This window comes from Streptomyces sp. NPDC060209, assembly GCF_042728155.1.
Taxonomy (GTDB): domain Bacteria; phylum Actinomycetota; class Actinomycetes; order Streptomycetales; family Streptomycetaceae; genus Streptomyces.
In genome coordinates, this window is the sequence record NZ_JBHWZS010000027.1 from 1 (window position 1) to 17,809 (window position 17,809).

The window sequence follows — 17,809 nt, forward strand, 5'->3', positions numbered from 1 at the left end:
CTTCACGGGGCCCGCACGCGCACGCTGGGCGGGTGGCGTCAGCCGATGTGGAAGCTGTCGCCGTAGACCTGCCAGTCGAGCGGCGGGTCCAGATTCAGATTGCCGTTCCGCAGGAACACCCGCTGGGCGGTGTCCACCCGGCTGGTGTCCGAATGGGCCTCCTCCTGCTTCATCGCCCAGACCCGCGCGTCCAGGAACGCGTCGAGGTAAGCCACCTCGTCACCGCCCTGCGACGGCGGGTTCGCCTGCGCCAGCGCCATCTGCCGGATCGCTCCGAAGCCCGTGCTGTCGTTCCCGCCGCCGTGCATCACGACGGCGTCGTAGTACGCGAACTGACCCAGTGTGCCGAGGCCGTCGGCCTTGCCCTGGCGCACCGCCGGGTCGAAGTACACCCGGTCGCGCTCGTCGTTCTGGGCCTGCTGGAACGCGGGGTCCGACGCGGCCTCGGCCCAGTGGCCGGTGAAGCCGGGGTCGAGCCCCTCGTGCGAGTCGGTCCCGTCCACCTTCCGCAGCGCGGGCAGGTACGAAGCCAGGACGTTGCCCGGCTTCCGCTCGGTGTACAGCTCCACCAGGTCGAGCATGTCCCCGGTGCCGGAGCAGAATCCGATGATGCCGGCGGTGTAGCCGCGGCCGTCGCCGATGTCCTCGATGTAGTCGTACTGGGCCTTCCAGTCGAGCGTGGAGTTCTCCGCGCTCGACACCAGCTGCATCGCGATGTCCTTCTTCGCGGGGTCGTCGAGACCGGTCGCGGCTGCCTCCAGGTGTGCGGCCGACGGCGTGGGGGCGCCGGCGTGGGCGGTCGCCGGAATCGCCGTGAAGGTCAGCCCGAGGGCCAGCACGGCGAGTCCGACGGTGCGGGTGAATCGGGTGGTGCGACGCGAGGTGCTGTTGTGGGGGTGATGCACCAGTCCTCCAGCAGGAGTTCGTCGTTCCGATATTCTGTTAGGAAACTTTCCTACCAGAGCTCGGAGCGCGCGGTAACCCCCCGTGCACGGACGGCCCGGAGTCTTCAGCTCGCGTCGATGCGGAAGCTCTCCCCGTAGACCTTCCACACCAGCGGGGTCTCCAGCTGGAGCTTTCCCTCTCGTACGAAGACGCGTTGGGCGGTCTCCACGCGGCTGGTGTCGCTGTGCGAGGGCTCCTTGCGGATCGCGGCCACCCTGGCGTCCAGGAAGGCGTTCAGATACGCCTCCTCGTCACCGCCCTCGGACGGCGGTTCGGCCTCGGCGACGGCCTGGGCGCGTATCGTCCGGAAGCCGACCGTGCCCTCGGCGTCGGCGTAGCCGTGCATCACATAGGCGTCGTAGTAGATGAACTGCCCCAGGGCGCTGAGCCCGTCCGCCTCGGCGCGCTCGACCGCCGGATCGAAGTAGGTTTCGTCCCGCTCGGCGTCCTGCGCCGATCTGAGCACGGGATCCGCCGCCGCCTTCTCCCAGGCCGCGGTGAAGGTGTCGCCGAGCCCTTCGTGCGAGTCGGTACCGTTCACCGCGCGCAGCGCCGGCAGGAAGTCCTCCAGGGCGTTACCCGGGCGCTTCGCCGTGTAGCGCTCGACGACCTTCAGCAGGTCCCCGGTGCCGGAGCAGAATCCGATGATGCCGGCGGTGTAGCCGCGGCCGTCGCCGATGTCCTCGATGTAGTCGTACTGGGCCTTCCAGTCGAGCGTGGAGTTCTCCGCGCTCGACACCAGCCGCATCGCGATGTCCTTCTTCGCGGGGTCGTCGAGCCCCTTTTCGGGAGAGCCGGAACCGGACCCGGAGCAGCCGGTGAGGACGAGGGCCGCGACGGCGGCGAGGGCGAGACGTCTGTGCTTCACGCACCAAGCGTGCCAGGTCGGGGGCCGGTGCCGGCCGAGGCCCGGCGCCTGTAGCGTTCGGAATATGGAAGATCAGTCTGTTGTGGACGTCGGCGATGTGCGGCTGGCGTATCGAACCTGGGGCGACCCCTTCGGCTCGCCCGTCGTGCTCCTGCACGGGCTCGGCGGCTCGTCCCTGAGCTGGGAGGCGGTGGGCACCCTGCTCGGCGAGGAGTGGAGGGTGTACGCCATCGATCTGCGCGGGCACGGCGAGAGTGACTGGCCCGACGAGTACGGCTTCGAGCAGATGCGGGACGACGTCCTGGAGTTCCTCGACGCCTGCGAGCTCGACCGGGTCGGCCTCGTCGGCCACTCGATGGGCGGAGTGGTCGCCTATCTGCTGGCCGAGGAGCACGCGGACCGGGTGGAGCGGCTGGTACTCGTCGAGACCCCGCCGCCGTTCCCGGGACAGTTGGTCGCCGACACTCGTCCGACGGGACCGGTGGACTACGACGAGAACGCCCTGGCGGCCGTCCGGGCGCAGATCGCCGAGCCGGACCCCCACTGGGAGGAGGAGCTGGGGCAGATCGTCGCTCCGACACTGATGATCGCGGGGGGCCCGGAGAGCGGTATGCCGCAGGATCGGCTGGCCGACATGGCCTCGCTCATCCCCGACTGCCGGCTGATCACCCTGGGCGGCGGTCACCAGGTGCACAAGAAGCACGCGGATCAGGTCGCCCAGCAGATCACCGAGTTCTTCACCAGCTGAGGCAGCCCCCGCGCACGGGGGTGCTGTCAGTGCCGGGTGCCATGATCCGCGGCATGGATCTCAGCCGCTTCCTCGCCGAAGTCGACACCCACCCGTGGGCCGGTCTCACGCACGCCTACGGCAGCGCCGCCGATGTGCCCGACTGCCTGCGGGGGCTGGCGGGGGAGGACGACGAGAAGGCCGCGGAGGCTCTCTCCGACCTGTACGGCAGCATCCTTCACCAGGGGTCGGTGTACGAGGCCACGGCCCACGCCGTGCCGTTTCTCGCCCGGATCGCCGCCGCCGGGATCCGTACCGCGGACGTGGTGGCCCTGCTCGGCGGCATAGCGGAGAACGGCGTGGACGACGGCGAGAGCGACGAGGCCGCCGCCCGCCGTGCCGTGACCGCCGAACTGCCTCTGCTGCTGGCGTCGCTGGAGGCCGGGGACAGCGGCGTACGCCAGGCGGCGGCCTGGGCCGCGGCCATGACCGGCGCGACGGGCGACGTGTACGGGGCGCTCCGTGACCGCTTCGCGGCCGAGACCGATCCACAGGTCCTGGCCGAACTGCTGGGCGGTCTGGTCCACCTGGATCCGGCGGGCACGGCCGCGCTCGCCTCGGAGGCAATCGGGCCCGACAGGCCGGCCGAGGTCCGCATCGCCGCCCTGATGGGATGCGTGGACGCGGGGGCGGACTGGGGTCCGGATCACCACGACGCCATGCTCGCGCTGCTGCCGGCCGACCACCTTGTCGCCGACCGCATGGACCTCGACCGCAGCGAGCCCCTCCAGTACGTCGTCTCGGCCCTGCTGCTCAGGAACACTCCCGCGGACCGCGACGGCGCGTACGGGCTGCTGGGTGCCGCGCTGCGCACCGGGCGGCCCGGGGTGCTCGCCGAGGCCGTCTGGGCGTCGGAGTCCGTCGTGCAGGTCTCGCGAAGTGCGCGGGAGCGGCTCGCGGGCCCGCTGTGCGACGCGATCCGCCGGGACCCGACGATCACGGAGACGGTGCTGCCCCTGCTCCGGCTGCTCGGCGGACACGCCGCCGAAGCCGGCCCCCTGCTGGCGGAACTCGCCTCGCGGGACGACGGACAGGCTGACCAGGCACTCGCGGCGCTGGTCGACGTCGACACCGACCGGGCCGTGCCGTTCCTCGCCCGTGACCTCGCCCGGCGCCCCCGGGCCCTCGACGCCGCGTGCGGAGGTCTGCTCGGCTCACCCCGCGTTCCCTGTGACGCCGCCCTGCTCACAGCCGTGCGCGCCCGCCTGGCCGAGCCGGACGCGCTCAGCGGCCAGGAACCCTACCGGTACGCGGCCCTGCTCGAAGCCTGGGGGAGCAGGGCGTCCTCGGCCCTGCCCGAAGTGCTGGCCGCGCTCGGGAAGTTCCCGCAGCAGATGACGAGGGCGGTGGCCGCGGTCTGCGGCCCCGAGGACCGGGCCACGGCGGGCCGGGTGCTGCGCCGGGAAGCCCGGTCGGGGCAGGAAGGGAGGCTCGCCGCGGCCCGGGTCCTGTTCGAACTCACCGACGAAGCGCAGCCCTTGCTGACCGTCCTGGCGGAGAGGCTGGCGGACGGTGACGCGCACGGGGTGCGTGAGGCCGCGTCGGTCGCCGCCGCCATGGGCCCACGCGCGGCGGGACTGCTGGCAGCCCTGTCCGCCGCCACGAGCGACCCCGCCGCGAACCGCACCGTCCCGGATCTCGACGCCGACGTCGCCGTCGCAGAGGCGTTGTGGCGGATCGCGGGCCGTGCGGAGCAAGCGGTGCCTCTGCTGCGGGCCGCGCTGGGGGAGACCGAGCTGAGCTGGACGCGGTGGACGGTGGCCCGGGCCGCACGAGTCACCGCACTGCTGGGCGGCGAGGGACGACCGCTCACCGAGGCCCTGGAGCGGCTGCTTCCGGAGCCGCTCCACAGCCCGGTGATCGTGCTCGCGCTGCACGCCGTCGCCCCGGAGAGGCTGGACGTGCGTGCGGCGGCGGGGCTCCTGCTGGACTCGGCGGAGCAGGACGCGGACCCCTTCACCGCTCTCGACGCGCTCTTGGAGCTGGGCCCCAGCGCCATGACCGGCGAACACCGCCGCCGGCTGACGCAGCTGGCCGAGCGGGATGTGCGGGTGACCGCCTCGGGCGCGGACACGGCCACCACATCCGCCGACGGACGGTTCCAGGAGCGGGCGCGGGAGGTGCTGCGGGCGCTGCGGGGCCCCGACGAGGAGGCCTGACGGCCGCGGGGCGGGCCGGGTGCCCGCCCGGCCCCGGAGCGGCTCGGTTCCCCGCCGCCCCGGAGCGCACGTGCGTCCGGAGGCCGTCAGCCGCCCGGTTGCCAGTCGGGCCGGCGCCCGCTCAGCGCGATCACCCGGTCGACCAGTGGCGCGTCGGCAGGCACGGGGACCGGCGGGCCGAAGATCGCGTCGGGGCCGGACCTGTCGTCGTCCCCGGGCGCCAGCAGCGCTTCCGAGGAGTGCAGGCTCGCCTCGTCCGCCCGGAAGTCCTGTCCCGTCGATCTGGCCAGGTCCCAGCCGTGCACGACCAGCTCGTTCCGTACGACCAGTCCGGCGATCTGCCCGGGCAGATCGACCCCGCCCGCCTGGGTCATGCCCTCCTGGGCGGCCGGGGAGCGCCAGGCCGCGACCAGCTCGTCCAGCAGGGGTGGCAGCGCCGTGCGCCAGTCGGCGGGAAGTACCGGCAGGGACGATGTCGGGGGAGTGCCGGTCGAGGTGCCGATCTTCTTGTGGGCCGCGTCGCGGAAGGCGACGGTCAGCCCCAGCAGGTGCCCGAGCAGCTCCCGTACCGAGTAGTCGGGACAGGGCGTGGGGCCGGCCAGCTGCCGGTCGTCGACGGTGCCGATCAGCTCGCGGATCTGCCGCGCCGCCGGTTCGAGATCGAGGCCGGGTGCGGTTCCCTCATGCGTTTCCATACCCTTCAGACCCTTTCCGGGCCCGGAACTCATCGCGGACATTGCGGAACGTTCCGATCCGCCCTCTTGTCGGCGGCCCCGACACCGTGGCATATAGGTCTGGACCATTGCTGTCGGATGGAAGGCATCACCGTGCAACGCCCCCACGCACGCACCGCGTTGGCCTGTTCCGCCGCGCTGCTCCTCGCCGCGCTCACCGCCTGTGGCGGCTCCGCCGAAGCGGACACCAAGAACCCGACAGCCCCCGAGGGGGTGACAGCACAGGCCGGCAGCGCCACCTCCGTACACGTCATGTGGGAGCGGTCCTCGGACAACGAGGGCGTCACCGGCTACGACGTCTACCGCGAGGGGAGGAAGGCCGCCTCGGTGGACGCGGCGAAGCTGATGACCGACATCGACGGTCTCACCGCGTCCACGGCCTACACCTTCACCGTCAGGGCCCGTGACGCAGCCGGAAACCTCTCCGCCCCGAGCGCCGGCGCCCCCGTCACCACACCCGCGACGGCGCCCGCCGACGAGAAACCGCCGACCGGACCGACGAAACTGCGGGGCGAGGCGGACAGCGGCCGAACGGTCACCTTGTCCTGGGGCGGCTCCACGGACGACGTGGGCGTCACCTCGTACGACGTCTACCAGGAGGATTCCAGGATCCACAGCGTCTCCGGCACGCAGACCACGGCACGGCTCACGGGACTGCGGCCCGGCACCGTCTACACCTTCACGGTCCGCGCACGTGACGCCGCCGACCGGTCCTCGCCGGACAGCGACGCGCTCGACCTCACCACCCCGTCCGAGCCGGGCGCCCCCGCGAGCACGGCGCCCACCGGGCTGCGGACGAAGACGACTGCGCAGGGCAAGGAGTCCCTGGTCGACCTCTCCTGGGACCAGCCGGACACCGGCGGCACGATTCCGGCGTACCAGTTGTTCCTCAACGGCAAGCTGACCACCACGATCGTCTGGGGCGGCACACCGCCCACGGGCCGCGCGACCTACCGGCTCACCCTGACCGACCCGCCCGGCACCCGCTACTCACTCAAGATCCGGCCCAAGCTCCCCGACGGGAAGTGGGGTGACTTCTCGGCCCAGCGAACGGTGGTCCTCCCCGGCTGACGGCCGCGGCCCGGCGGCCGCTCGTCCCCGACCGCGCCCACGCGCTAAGGTACCGGGCCCCGGCGGCGGTGCCGGAGTCGGCAGAGGAGGCAGTCGGCCATGCCAGGTGCGCGGTCTTCCCGACGTGTGGTCACCCGGGGCCATGTCGTGCACAGCGCCTGCCGGTACTTCCTGCGGCACGGCACGGTGGACATGGACGCGCTCGCCCAGGACCTCGCGGTCAGCAGGGCCACCCTCTACCGCGTGGTCGGCAGCCGCGACGCGCTCCTGGCCGACGTGCTGTGGGAGCTGGCGGACCACCTCCTGGACCGGGCGCGGCGCCGGCGTACCCGTGCGGGCGTGGACGGAGTCCTGGAGATCACCCGCTACTTCGTCACCGCCCTGCGCGGCTCCGCCCCCTTCGAAGGTTTCCTGCGTACCGAACCGGAGACGGCGCGGCGCCTGCTGACCGGTGGCTGTGTGCACCGGCGTGCCGTCATGGCCCAGCGGAGCATCCTGCTGGAAGCGGGGGAGAGGGACCGCCTCTGGCCTCGTTCCGGCATCGACGATCTCGCCTATCTCTATGTGCGGGTCGTCGAATCCGCCCTGTACTCGGAGCTGTTGAGCAGGCGCCGGCCGGACCTCGCCCTGGCCGAACGCACTGCCCGCGCCGTACTCCAGCAAACCCGCTGAACGCCCTCCGGCGCGACCTGAGACCGCTGTCTCACCTTTGGACCGGCATGTGGTGACCCGTCGGGGCCGGCCGTAGTTTCCCACTCCGACGACGGCAACTCGGAGGACACGATGACTGGTTCCCAGCCGGCCCGGGCGGGCCGGGCCACGCTGCTCGCGGTGTTTCTGGCACTCGTCGGAACACTCGCCGCCCTGACCGCCCCGACGCACGCCGCCACCGCACCGCGCGCCACGGTCAATCCCGTGATCTTCGTGCACGGTCAGGAGGGCTCGGCCCAGCAGTGGCAGTCCCAGGCCAAGCGGTTCTCCGGCAACGGCTACCGCGACGACCTGCTGTACGTCCACGAGTACGACACCTCCATCGCGACGGACGACCACGCGATCGCCGGACTGGAGGAACTGGTCGACACCGTCCTGGCGCGCACAGGCGCGCAGAAGGTCGACCTCCTCGCCCACTCGCGCGGCACGCGGGTGGCGCAGGCCTATCTCTCCCTGCCGGAGCGTGCGGAGGAGGTCGCCAAGTACGTGAACCTGGACGGCCGTACGGCGGCCGCCCAGCCCGGCGGGGTGCCCACCCTCGCCATCTGGAGCAGCCTCCAGCCGAACGGCTCGATCGTCGGCGCGCTCAACGTCCACGAGCCACGGGCGGGACACACGGAGAGCGCCACGTCCGCGGAGAGCTTCGCCCACATCTACGCGTTCCTACGGGGCAGGCCACCGCTCACCACGCGGGTGCTGCCCGAGCCGTCGGCCTCCGTGGAGATCGCAGGCCGCGCGGTCCACTTCCCGCAGAACAAGGGGCTCGCGGGCCGCCTGGAGGTGTGGAGACTCGACTCCGCCACCGGCGCACGGGCCGCACTTCTCCCGCAGCACGTGGTCCGGGTCGGCGCGGACGGTGCCTTCGGCCCGCTCGGAGTGAGTGGACGAGGACACTACGAGCTGGCGCTCATCCGTCCCGGAGAGCGGACCAACCACTTCTACTTCGAACCGTTCGAGCGCGGCGACCGCTTCGTGCGCCTGCTCGTCTCCCCGCCGGGCGGTGTCTCGGACTCCATCGACGCATGCCCCGGGCACACGGCGCTCACCGTCGTCCGCGCACGCGAATGGCGGGCCGGAACGGCGGACGACGACCGTCTCCGCATCGGCGGGACCGATGTGCTGAATCCCGCAGTGTCACCCCAACTCCGGCAGATACTCGGTCTGTTCGCGTTCGACAAGGGATGCGACGGAGTCAGCCACCTGGACGCGGCGCTACCGCCCTTCGACCGCGTCCCGTTCCTGACGGCCACCGACCTGTCCCTTCCGGCCGACGGCCGGGCTCGTGGAACGATCCCTGTCACGCAGACGATGCGGGGGGCCGGAGGGGTGGAGGAGACCATCGCCGTGGCGAACTGGCCCTCCGACCGCCATACCGTGTCGCTGCTCTTCAAGGACTACGTGGACATCCCTTCCGGCGGGTGAGGGATGCCGCTCTTCCCGGCCGGTCCGGTCCGGCCGGGAACAGCGCCTCGGCGCTCGGCCCGTCCTGCCCTACCAGGACGGAACGCACCTCAAGCGGCGAGCGCGGCGGGTTCTCCGAGCTGTGCGGCGGCCGTCCGCCAGGCTGCCGTCACCGCTGTGCGGGCCTGCTCGGTCCGGGCGGCCCCGTCCGCTGTCAGCTCGAGTGGTTCTCCGATGTGCACGTGCAGCTCCGGGCGGCGCAGCGGCGCCGTGAACAGGCCCGCGAGTTGCTTGGCCACGCTTCCCGAGGTGACCCGACGGGCGCCGGCCTGGCCGACGGGCACCACCGGCGCCCCGGTTCGCTGGACGAGCCGGGACAAGCCGCTGCGGAAGGCCCCGGGTGCTGCTTCTGCGGCATCCGCGCGTTGCGGGATGCCGCCCTCCGCGTAGATCAGAACCAGGCGTCCGCGCTCGAGCGCTTCGGCGGCTCCGTCCAGGGCGTTCGCCGCGCGCCGGTCGCCCCGGTGGACGGGGATGTGCCCTTCGAGGGCGAGCGCGCGGCCGAGCACCGGGACGCGCCACAGTCCGGCGGCCGCCATGACGACCGGACGGACCCCGAGGCGGTGCAGGGCGGCGAGCACGACGGCGGGGTCGGCGAGCGAGGTGTGGTTCGCCGCGATGATGCTGCCGGGGGCGAGTTCGGCGCCCGCGTCGGCGGTGATCGTGAGGCGGCCGACAGCGGGTACCAGGACGTCGGCGAAGCGGCTGAGCATGTCCGGATCTCCTGAGCTCGACAATGCTGATGTCCATCGTCGGCTGTGGGAGTGACCGGAGCCTGAGTAGCCGCACTCATCTTTGGTGCCCGGTGCCAACTCGTTGACATGGGCCCTCCCTCGGGCGTGGGCGTGCTCGAAGAAGTCGTCCCGGGGCCGGATGAGGCGGCGGTCGAAGGGGTCCGACAGGCGCTTCAGGGCGCGGGCAGCACCAATTCGCTCGCACCCGGGGCCGCTCGAGTGCCAGGCTCCGCCCATGAGTCCTCGGACCGATGAGATGCCCGACGCCCCATGGCTCGGCACACCGATCGATGCCCGCCCCCTGTTCGGACCTGAACTGGCCTCGCTCCTGGACCTGCTGCGCACGCTGGGACCCGCTGAATGGGCCGCGGAGGCGGTGCCGGGCTGGAGCGTGAAGGATCTCGCCGCCCACATCCTCGGTGACTACCACGGCCGCCTGAGCCGGCACACGGACGAGTCTCGGCCCGCTCCCTCGCCGGGAGAGACCCTGGAGGCGTTCATCCACCGCATCAACCAGGAGGGGGTCGACTTCCACGCCGGCGACACCCCGGCCGAGCTCATCGCCGCTCTCGGGGTGGCAGGCGCTCAGGTCGACGCCATGTTCGCATCCCTCGACCTCCGTTCGGCGAGGGTGGGAGTGTCCTGGGCAGGCGTGGACCCGGCGCCGGGATGGCTGGACATCGCACGCGAGTTCACCGAGTACTGGACGCACCGCCAGCAGATCCGCCACGCCACGGGACGCGGCACGGACCCCGGGCCTCGCGCTCTTGCCGCCACCCTGGACACCTTCATGCGAGCTCTGCCGCACACGCTGCGTGACACGCCCGCGGCCCCCGGAACGCAGGTCCGGGTGGTGGTCGAAGGCTCGTCCGGAGGCACCTGGACCGTGACGGCCGGCGAGGAGCGGTGGTCGCTCGCTCCGCCCCCCGACGGGCGGCCCAAGGCGTCCGTGACGCTGGACGCGGAGACCGCCTGGCGCCTGTGCACGCGGGGCATCGAACCTGCCGCCGCCCTCGCCCGCGCCCACATCCAGGGCCGACGTCCTCTGGCCGAAGCCGTCTGCCGGATCGTGTCCGTCGTCCGCTGAGGACCGAACCGGACGCCATCGCAGGCAACCGTTTCGCCAGCACGCTTGAACGTGTTCAATAATGGTGCTGCGCTCGGCCGTACCGAGTGACCGCACGCCCATGTGCCGAGCCGAGAGGGCCGCACCGATGAGTCGTACCCACTGTCGCCGAGGCGCCCGGATCCTGGCCGTCACCTACATCGTCGCCATGGTTGCCGGGGGGCTCCTCGTGGGCGCCCAAGATTCCTCCCACGCGAGTTCGTTGTCGTTCCGGCTGTCCCTGCCAGGGCTGAACGTCCTGTACGTCTTCGTCCTCATGCCGCTCACAGCCGTGTTCGGCGATTTCGCCGGGGAAGCGGGCGACGCCGGAGCCGGCAGTCCTGCTCTCGCGTGCGGGCTGGGGGCGGCCACGAATGTCCTGCTGGTGCGAGCCGCCGTGTGTCTCGCCCGCATGGTCGCCGCCGACCTGCCCGCATGCCGGAAGCGCCGCACTCCGGCGCGGTGACCCGCGGGGGTGCGGCGCTTCGGCGTGCAGGCGTCAGCCCAGCTGTTCGTACGCAGGCAGCGTCAGGAAGTCCGCGTAGTCCTGGTCCAGCGAGACCTGGAGCAGCAGGTCGTGGGCCTGCTGCCACTTGCCGGACTCGAAGGTCTCGTCGCCGATCTCCGCGCGGATCGTGGCGAGTTCCTCGGCCGCGACCTTGCGGGCGAGGTCGGCGGTGGCGTGCTCGCCGTTCTCGAAGACCACGTCCGCGTTGATCCACTGCCAGATCTGCGAGCGCGAGATCTCGGCGGTGGCGGCGTCCTCCATCAGGTTGAAGATGGCGACCGCGCCCATGCCCCGCAGCCACGCCTCGATGTAACGGATGCCGACGGCCACCGCGTTGCGCAGGCCGTCGTACGAGGGCTTCGCGTCCAGGGTGTCGATGGCGATCAGGTCGCCTGCCGCCACCGAGACGTCCTCGCGCAGGCGGTCCTTCTGGTTCGGCCTGTCGCCGAGGACCGCGTCGAAGGAGGCCATCGCGATCGGGACCAGGTCCGGGTGGGCCACCCACGAGCCGTCGAAGCCGTCGCCCGCCTCGCGGTCCTTGTCGGCCTTGACCTTCTCGAAGGCGACCTTGTTGACCTCGGCGTCGCGCCGTGAGGGGATGAAGGCCGCCATGCCGCCGATGGCGTGCGCGCCGCGCTTGTGGCAGGTGCGGACCAGGAGTTCGGTGTACGCCCGCATGAACGGGGCGGTCATCGTGACCAGGTTGCGGTCCGGCAGGACGAACTTCGAGCCGCCGTCGCGGAAGTTCTTGACGATGGAGAAGAGGTAGTCCCAGCGGCCCGCGTTCAGCCCGGAGGCGTGGTCGCGGAGCTCGTAGAGGATCTCCTCCATCTCGTACGCGGCGGTGATCGTCTCGATCAGGACGGTCGCGCGGACCGTTCCCTGCGGGATGCCGACGTAGTCCTGGGCGAAGACGAAGATGTCGTTCCAGAGGCGGGCCTCCAGGTGCGACTCCGTCTTCGGCAGGTAGAAGTACGGGCCCTTGCCGAGGTCGATGAGGCGCTGCGCGTTGTGGAAGAAGTAGAGGCCGAAGTCGACCAGCGCGCCGGGCACCGGGGTGCCGTCGAGCTGGAGGTGGCGCTCGTTCAGGTGCCAGCCGCGCGGGCGCGTGACGACGGTCGCGAGCTCCTCGGCGGGCTTGAGGGCGTACGACTTGCCCGACTTCGGGTCGGTGAAGTCGATGTTCCGGGTGTACGCGTCGATCAGGTTGAGCTGGCCGGTGACCACGTTCTCCCACGTGGGGGCGGACGCGTCCTCGAAGTCGGCGAGCCAGACCCTGGCGCCCGAGTTCAGGGCGTTGATGGTCATCTTGCGGTCGGTGGGACCGGTGATCTCCACCCGGCGGTCGTCCAGCGCGGCCGGGGCCGGGGCGACCTTCCAGGTGTCGTCCACGCGGACCGCTTCCGTCTCCGGCAGGAAGTCCAGCGTGGAGGTGCGGGCGATCTCGGCGCGGCGCTCGCCGCGGCGGGCGAGCAGCTCGTCACGCCGGGGCGTGAACCGCCGGTGCAGCTCGGCCACGAACGCGAGGGCCGCATCGGTCAGGACCTCGTCCTGCCTCGGCAGGGGCTCGGCATCGACGATGGCCAGCGGGGACGGCGCTGGTGCGGACATGAGCTGTCACTCCTTCAGCGGGTGGTGCGGCGGCATCCCACGGCCGCCGGGTCGCCCGGGACGGCACGGGGTGCCAGGGCTCCGAGATACGGCCATGGGTACCGCCGAGGACCGGAAGCGGAACCATGAGCTTCTGATCAGTGGATATTAGTTTCCTCATGGTGGAAGTTCAATGGTTTGTTGATATCGAGATTCTCCGGGTCGACAGACGTGCCGTCGTGGTGGCGCGGCGTGCCAGGTCCGATACGGTCCGTTCATTCAAGGTGTGTCAGGTCCTCCACCGTGTCGATGTCGTGTGCCTGAGCGACATCGGAACACTCGACGAGCGTGATCGCATCGCGATGCGCCCGCAGGTACGCCCGCGCCCCCTGGTCGCCGATCGCACCCGCCGAGATGTCCGCCCAGTGGTCGGCCCCGAACAGCACGGGATGGCCGCGCTCCCCGTCGTACGCGGCGGCCGCCAGGGTCGCCCGGGAGCGGAATGCCGAGCGGACCCGGGCCACCGCCTCCGCCCCGATGCCCGGCTGGTCGACCAGGAGGACGAGGGCCGCGTCTGTATGCGAACCGGCGAGGGAGTCCAGCCCCGCCCGGAGCGAGGAGCCCATGCCCTCCTCCCACGACGGGTTCAACGCCACCTCGCAGGCCGAGAGGTCCGCCAGGGTCCGCACCTCCTCGGCCGCGGCGCCCAGGACGACATGCACAGGGCCGCACCCGCCGTTGCGCAGCGCGCGCACCGCGTGCTCGACCAGGGGGCGGCCGCGGTGCTCCAGCAGGGCCTTCGGCCGGCCGCCGAGGCGACGGCCGCCGCCCGCGGCGAGCAGTACCCCGGCGACCACGGGGATCCGTTGTGAATGAGCCATGTGCTCTGGATACCACTGCGTCGTTCGTACCGGCGGATTGGCTGTCACCCCTCAGGGGTACCCTCGTTCCTTGTCCGCACCGTGGCGGACGCCACCTTCGGTGGCGTTGACTTGCGGACGGCCCCAGGTATTTGACCGCCGCCCGGGGTCAGGTCACACACCGGCACAATGACGTGCGAGGGGGAGTGCTTTGTTGCGAAGCGTGGGGCAGGAGCGGTTGACCGGAAGCGGCGAGGACCCGAGGGTGACGGAGCTGCGTACGGCTGTCTCCCGGCTCCGTCGCGAACTTGCCGGGCATCCGGTCGAGTTCCCGGACCGGGGTATCGCCGAGGACGAGCTGGCCGCACTGAACGCCATGGCGGTCAGCGGGAGGCCCGAGATCCCCCGGCTGCGCCGTTCGCTGCTGCTGGTCGCGGGGGCGATCGGCTCGGTCAGCGCGCTGGCGCCCGGCCTGCGGGACGTACGGATCGCCGTGGACCTCTTCGGGGAGCCGCCGCGCCAACCGTGAGGTCAGCGGCGGATCAGCCGGCGTGCGGTGGCCGCGGCGACCGCCGAGGTCCATCAGGCGGTGGGCGGCCGCCGCACGGGCCCTGATGAACGGGCCCGCCGTGCTGCTCGGCTGTCCGGGCGGGGGGAGCCGGCCGGCCTCAGGAGGCCGGGCCGCTGCTCGCCAGCGCCTCGGAGAGTTCCTTCGCGATCTGCTGCAGGATCGGCACGATGCGCTCGGTCGCAGTCTCCGTCACCCGGCCCGCGGGTCCGGAGATGGAGATGGCGGCCGAGGTGGGGGAGTCCGGCACCGGGACCGCGAGGCAGCGGACGCCGATCTCCTGCTCGTTGTCGTCCACCGCGTAGCCCGCCCTCCGCACCTGTTCCAGCGCGTCGAGGAAACCGTCCGGCGTGGTGATCGTCTTCTCTGTGGCCGCAGGCATGCCCGTGCGGGCCAGGAGGGCTCGCACCTCGTCCGCCGGGGTGTGCGCGAGGAGCGCCTTGCCGACACCGGTGGAGTGGGGGAGCACCCGTCGGCCGACCTCGGTGAACATCCGCATCGAGTGCTTCGACGGCACCTGGGCGACGTAGACGATCTCGTCCCCGTCGAGCAGCGCCATGTTCGCCGTCTCACCGGTCTCCTCGACCAGCCGCTGGAGATACGGCCGCGCCCAGGTGCCCAGCAGCCGGGACGCGGACTCTCCGAGGCGGATCAGGCGCGGGCCCAGCGCGTAACGCCGGTTGGGCTGCTGGCGTACGTAACCGCACACCACCAGGGTGCGCATCAGCCGGTGGATGGTCGGGAGCGGGAGTCCGCTGCTCGCGGACAGCTCGCTGAGCCCGACCTCGCCCCCGGCATCCGCCATGCGCTCCAGCAGATCGAAGGCGCGCTCGAGGGACTGCACGCCGCCGCTGGGACCGGCGGGCTTGGAGTCGGATGTGCTGGCGTGGGACGGCGGCACGTCAACGGTCCTTTCGAAGCGGAGGCAAGGCAGCAGCCTACCGGGCTGTTCCCGATCGGCCCACTGCTCCCGGTGCGGCGTCCTTGCCGGTCAGGACCTGTTTTGTCCTGGTGTCGGCGGTCCGGCCCGTGTTCGGCCCGAAGCACGGTGATGCCGCTCCTGGCTCATTCTACGTTCCGCCTGTCGAAAATGAACTTTTACTTCGTGGAAATCTACAATCCGCGCCGTCCGTGATCCACTGGTCGTCGCATGAAGGAAGTGAGGTCTTGACGGGCCGCTTTCCCGAGTGAAGACTCCTTCAACAAATCGTTGAATCTGCGTGAGGAGCACAGGTGTCCGGTGTGGACGTGAAACTGGTACTCCGCTCGACGCGCGTCGTCACCCCCGAGGGAACCCGCGCCGCAGCGGTCCTCGTCGCCGGCGGGGAGATCGAGGCGGTCCTGCCGTACGACACCGAGGTGCCGGGCGGCGCCCGCGTCGAGGACTTCGGCGACGACGTCCTGATGCCGGGGCTCGTCGACACCCATGTCCACGTGAACGACCCCGGCCGCACCGAGTGGGAGGGCTTCTGGACAGCCACCCGCGCCGCGGCGGCGGGCGGCATCACGACCCTGCTCGACATGCCGCTCAACTCCCTCCCGCCGACCACCACGGTCGAGAATCTGCGCGTCAAGCAGCAGGTGGCCGCCCCCAAGGCGCACATCGACACCGGCTTCTGGGGCGGTGCGGTCCCGTCCAACACGAAGGACCTGCGTCCGCTGTACGAGGCCGGGGTGTTCGGCTTCAAGTGCTTCCTCTCGCCCTCCGGCGTCGAGGAGTTCCCCGAGTTGGACCAGGAGCAGCTGGCCCGTTCCATGGCGGAGATCGCCGGCTTCGGCGGCCTGCTGATCGTGCACGCCGAGGATCCGCACCACTTGGCCGAAGCCCCGCAGAAGAGCGGGGAGAAGTACACCGACTTCCTGGCGTCCCGTCCGCGCGACGCCGAGAACGCCGCGATCGAGGGCCTCATCGCCCATGCCAAGAGGCTGAACGCCCGCGTCCACGTCCTGCACCTCTCCTCCAGCGACGCGCTGCCGCTGATCGCCGCCGCCAAGCGCGAGGGGGTACGCGTCACCGTCGAGTCGTGCCCGCACTTCCTCACTCTGACCGCCGAGGAAGTCCCGGACGGCGCCACGGAGTTCAAGTGCTGTCCGCCCATCCGGGAGGGCGCCAACCAGGACGCGCTCTGGGCCGGGCTCGCCGACGGCACGATCGACTGCATCGTCTCCGACCACTCGCCCTGCACCGCGGACCTCAAGACCCCCGACTTCGCCTCCGCGTGGGGCGGGATCTCCTCGCTGCAGCTGGGTCTGCCCGCGATCTGGACCGAGGCACGCCGACGCGGTCACACCCTCGACGACGTGGCCCGCTGGATGTCCGCCGCCCCCGCCGGCCTCGCCGGACTCACCCGCAAGGGAGCCATCGAGGCCGGACGGGACGCGGACTTCGCGGTCCTCGCCCCCGACGAGACCTTCACCGTCGATCCGGCCGGGCTCTTCCACCGCAACCAGGTCACCGCCTACGCGGGGAAGACCCTGCACGGCGTCGTCAAGTCCACCTGGCTGCGCGGCACGCGGATCGCGGCCGACGGCGTACTCGCCGAGCCCACCGGCCGTCTCCTCGAAAGGAACCACTGACCATGACGGCGACACCGCACTTCACCGGCGACGCGAGCCCGTACGGCGGGGGCGACCCCTACGCCGACTACCGCACCGCCGACTTCCCCTTCACTCATCTCGTGGACCTCGCCGACCGGCGCCTCGGCGCGGGCGTCATCGCCGCCAACGACGAGTTCTTCGCCGAGCGCGAGAACCTGCTGAAGCCGGAGCCGGCGGAGTTCGACCCCGAGCGCTTCGGGCACAAGGGCAAGATCATGGACGGCTGGGAGACCCGCCGCCGGCGCGGTGCGAGCGCCGCCGAGCCGCACCCCACCGACGAGGACCACGACTGGGCCCTCGTGCGCCTCGGTGCTCCCGGAGTGGTGCGCGGGCTGATCGTCGACACCGCACACTTCCGCGGCAACTACCCGCAGTCGGTCTCCGTCGAAGGGGCCTCACTGCCGGGTTCCCCGTCCCCCGAGGACCTCCTCGCGCCCGACGTGAAGTGGACAACCCTCGTTCCCCGTACGGCTGTCGGCGGCCATGCCGCAAACGGCTTCGAGGTCGACGCGGCGCAGCGCTTCACCCATCTGCGGGTCAACCAGCACCCCGACGGGGGCATAGCCCGCCTGCGCGTCCACGGTGAGGTGGCACCCGACCCGGCGTGGCTGGCCGCCCTCGGTACGTTCGACCTGGTGGCCCTGGAGAACGGCGGCGAGGTCGAGGACGCGTCCGACCGCTTCTACTCCCCGGCCACCAACACCATCGCGCCGGGCCGCTCCCGCAAGATGGACGACGGCTGGGAGACCCGCCGCCGGCGCGACAAGGGCAACGACTGGATCCGGTACCGGCTGGCCGAGCAGTCCGAGATCCGGGCCGTCGAGATCGACACCGCCTACCTCAAGGGCAACGCGGCTGGCTGGGCCGCCATTTCGGTCAGTGACGGCGAAGGCGGTGAGTCGGCGGACCTGCTGCCCCGCACCCGGCTCCAGCCCGACACGAACCACCGCTTCGTCCTGCCGGAGCCCGTCCGTGGCACGCACGTCAGGATCGACATCTTCCCGGACGGCGGGATCTCCCGGCTGCGGCTCTTCGGCACGCTGACCGAGGAAGGGGTGGCACGGCTGGCCGCCCGTCACGAGGCGCTCGGCGGATAGCTTTCCCGCGCGC

The 17,809-nt window shown here is 71.5% G+C and carries 17 protein-coding genes; 10 read left to right on the plus strand and 7 right to left on the minus strand.

The genetic code is table 11. From position 1 onward, the window contains the following. Positions 1–38: 38 nt before the first annotated feature. Positions 39–905, minus strand: coding sequence for a chitosanase (locus ACFWFI_RS08130; RefSeq protein ID WP_387387001.1), 867 nt, complete (start codon positions 903–905; stop codon positions 39–41). Between the two features lie 104 nt (positions 906–1,009). After that, on the minus strand, positions 1,010–1,813 hold the full coding sequence (locus ACFWFI_RS08135; protein WP_387387003.1) for a chitosanase: 804 nt from the start codon (positions 1,811–1,813) through the stop codon (positions 1,010–1,012). A gap of 64 nt (positions 1,814–1,877) precedes the next feature. On the opposite strand from ACFWFI_RS08135, the gene ACFWFI_RS08140 reads away from it, so the two are divergent. Together ACFWFI_RS08140 and ACFWFI_RS08145 are read left to right on the plus strand one after the other, a co-directional pair. Next, positions 1,878–2,561 (plus strand): alpha/beta fold hydrolase, encoded by a 684-nt coding sequence (locus tag ACFWFI_RS08140; protein ID WP_387387006.1) that lies wholly within the window; start codon positions 1,878–1,880, stop codon positions 2,559–2,561. Positions 2,562–2,614: 53 nt separating this feature from the next. Next, positions 2,615–4,759, plus strand: coding sequence for a hypothetical protein (locus tag ACFWFI_RS08145; RefSeq protein WP_387387009.1), 2,145 nt, complete (start codon positions 2,615–2,617; stop codon positions 4,757–4,759). Positions 4,760–4,845: 86 nt separating this feature from the next. Here ACFWFI_RS08145 and ACFWFI_RS08150 read toward each other — a convergent pair whose 3' ends face one another. Continuing rightward, entirely contained in the window at positions 4,846–5,454 is a 609-nt protein-coding gene (locus ACFWFI_RS08150; protein ID WP_387387011.1) for a TIGR03086 family metal-binding protein, read from the minus strand. A 117-nt stretch (positions 5,455–5,571) separates the two neighbouring features. Here ACFWFI_RS08150 and ACFWFI_RS08155 point away from each other — a divergent pair, with 117 nt between their 5' ends. The 3 genes from ACFWFI_RS08155 to ACFWFI_RS08165 all read left to right on the plus strand — a co-directional run bounded on the left by ACFWFI_RS08155 (position 5,572) and on the right by ACFWFI_RS08165 (position 8,697). Then, a complete protein-coding gene (locus ACFWFI_RS08155; RefSeq protein WP_387387013.1) occupies positions 5,572–6,564 on the plus strand; it encodes a fibronectin type III domain-containing protein in 993 nt (330 codons plus the stop codon). A gap of 99 nt (positions 6,565–6,663) precedes the next feature. Then, positions 6,664–7,236, plus strand: a complete 573-nt coding sequence (locus tag ACFWFI_RS08160) for a QsdR family transcriptional regulator (RefSeq protein ID WP_387387016.1) — start codon at positions 6,664–6,666, stop codon at positions 7,234–7,236. A gap of 111 nt (positions 7,237–7,347) precedes the next feature. Beyond that, complete coding sequence (locus tag ACFWFI_RS08165) at positions 7,348–8,697, plus strand: alpha/beta fold hydrolase (protein WP_387387018.1); 1,350 nt, start codon at positions 7,348–7,350, stop codon at positions 8,695–8,697. Positions 8,698–8,786: 89 nt separating this feature from the next. Here the strand turns inward: ACFWFI_RS08165 and ACFWFI_RS08170 are convergent, their stop codons facing one another. Then, positions 8,787–9,449, minus strand: coding sequence for a lysophospholipid acyltransferase family protein (locus tag ACFWFI_RS08170; protein WP_387387021.1), 663 nt, complete (start codon positions 9,447–9,449; stop codon positions 8,787–8,789). 256 nt (positions 9,450–9,705) lie between these two features. Here ACFWFI_RS08170 and ACFWFI_RS08175 point away from each other — a divergent pair, with 256 nt between their 5' ends. Next, on the plus strand, positions 9,706–10,557 hold the full coding sequence (locus ACFWFI_RS08175) for a maleylpyruvate isomerase family mycothiol-dependent enzyme (protein WP_387387023.1): 852 nt from the start codon (positions 9,706–9,708) through the stop codon (positions 10,555–10,557). 127 nt (positions 10,558–10,684) lie between these two features. Then, the gene (locus ACFWFI_RS08180) at positions 10,685–11,041 is read left to right on the plus strand and encodes a hypothetical protein (RefSeq protein ID WP_387387025.1); all 357 of its coding nucleotides are present in this window, start codon (positions 10,685–10,687) and stop codon (positions 11,039–11,041) included. Positions 11,042–11,074: 33 nt separating this feature from the next. Here ACFWFI_RS08180 and aceB read toward each other — a convergent pair whose 3' ends face one another. Continuing rightward, the gene (gene aceB, locus ACFWFI_RS08185) at positions 11,075–12,694 is read right to left on the minus strand and encodes a malate synthase A (protein ID WP_387387026.1); all 1,620 of its coding nucleotides are present in this window, start codon (positions 12,692–12,694) and stop codon (positions 11,075–11,077) included. 254 nt (positions 12,695–12,948) lie between these two features. Next, positions 12,949–13,554: a nucleotidyltransferase family protein gene (locus ACFWFI_RS08190; protein ID WP_387387028.1), complete on the minus strand. Its 606-nt coding sequence runs from the start codon at positions 13,552–13,554 to the stop codon at positions 12,949–12,951. A 202-nt stretch (positions 13,555–13,756) separates the two neighbouring features. Here ACFWFI_RS08190 and ACFWFI_RS08195 point away from each other — a divergent pair, with 202 nt between their 5' ends. Further along, entirely contained in the window at positions 13,757–14,062 is a 306-nt protein-coding gene (locus tag ACFWFI_RS08195; protein ID WP_387387121.1) for a DUF5955 family protein, read from the plus strand. 139 nt (positions 14,063–14,201) lie between these two features. On the opposite strand, the gene ACFWFI_RS08200 is transcribed toward ACFWFI_RS08195, so the two are convergent. After that, on the minus strand, positions 14,202–15,002 hold the full coding sequence (locus ACFWFI_RS08200; RefSeq protein ID WP_356531687.1) for an IclR family transcriptional regulator: 801 nt from the start codon (positions 15,000–15,002) through the stop codon (positions 14,202–14,204). 332 nt (positions 15,003–15,334) lie between these two features. Here ACFWFI_RS08200 and allB point away from each other — a divergent pair, with 332 nt between their 5' ends. Next, a complete protein-coding gene (allB, locus tag ACFWFI_RS08205; RefSeq protein WP_387387032.1) occupies positions 15,335–16,678 on the plus strand; it encodes an allantoinase AllB in 1,344 nt (447 codons plus the stop codon). 2 nt (positions 16,679–16,680) lie between these two features. Next, positions 16,681–17,796 carry an allantoicase gene (gene alc, locus ACFWFI_RS08210; RefSeq protein ID WP_387387035.1) on the plus strand — a complete coding sequence of 372 codons (1,116 nt, stop codon included), beginning with the start codon at positions 16,681–16,683 and terminating at the stop codon, positions 17,794–17,796. The last annotated feature ends 13 nt before the right edge of the window (positions 17,797–17,809 follow it).

What these genes read in the sequence shown, in the direction of transcription:
- ACFWFI_RS08190 (WP_387387028.1), bottom strand. Translation starts at nt 13,554, where the DNA reads ATGGCTCATTCACAACGGATCCCCGTGGTCGCCGGGGTACTGCTCGCC.
- ACFWFI_RS08175 (WP_387387023.1), top strand. Translation starts at nt 9,706, where the DNA reads ATGAGTCCTCGGACCGATGAGATGCCCGACGCCCCATGGCTCGGCACA.
- ACFWFI_RS08150 (WP_387387011.1), bottom strand. Translation starts at nt 5,454, where the DNA reads ATGGAAACGCATGAGGGAACCGCACCCGGCCTCGATCTCGAACCGGCG.
- ACFWFI_RS08140 (WP_387387006.1), top strand. Translation starts at nt 1,878, where the DNA reads ATGGAAGATCAGTCTGTTGTGGACGTCGGCGATGTGCGGCTGGCGTAT.
- ACFWFI_RS08145 (WP_387387009.1), top strand. Translation starts at nt 2,615, where the DNA reads ATGGATCTCAGCCGCTTCCTCGCCGAAGTCGACACCCACCCGTGGGCC.
- ACFWFI_RS08180 (WP_387387025.1), top strand. Translation starts at nt 10,685, where the DNA reads ATGAGTCGTACCCACTGTCGCCGAGGCGCCCGGATCCTGGCCGTCACC.
- ACFWFI_RS08155 (WP_387387013.1), top strand. Translation starts at nt 5,572, where the DNA reads ATGGAAGGCATCACCGTGCAACGCCCCCACGCACGCACCGCGTTGGCC.
- alc (WP_387387035.1), top strand. Translation starts at nt 16,681, where the DNA reads ATGACGGCGACACCGCACTTCACCGGCGACGCGAGCCCGTACGGCGGG.
- ACFWFI_RS08165 (WP_387387018.1), top strand. Translation starts at nt 7,348, where the DNA reads ATGACTGGTTCCCAGCCGGCCCGGGCGGGCCGGGCCACGCTGCTCGCG.
- ACFWFI_RS08170 (WP_387387021.1), bottom strand. Translation starts at nt 9,449, where the DNA reads ATGCTCAGCCGCTTCGCCGACGTCCTGGTACCCGCTGTCGGCCGCCTC.
- aceB (WP_387387026.1), bottom strand. Translation starts at nt 12,694, where the DNA reads ATGTCCGCACCAGCGCCGTCCCCGCTGGCCATCGTCGATGCCGAGCCC.
- ACFWFI_RS08160 (WP_387387016.1), top strand. Translation starts at nt 6,664, where the DNA reads ATGCCAGGTGCGCGGTCTTCCCGACGTGTGGTCACCCGGGGCCATGTC.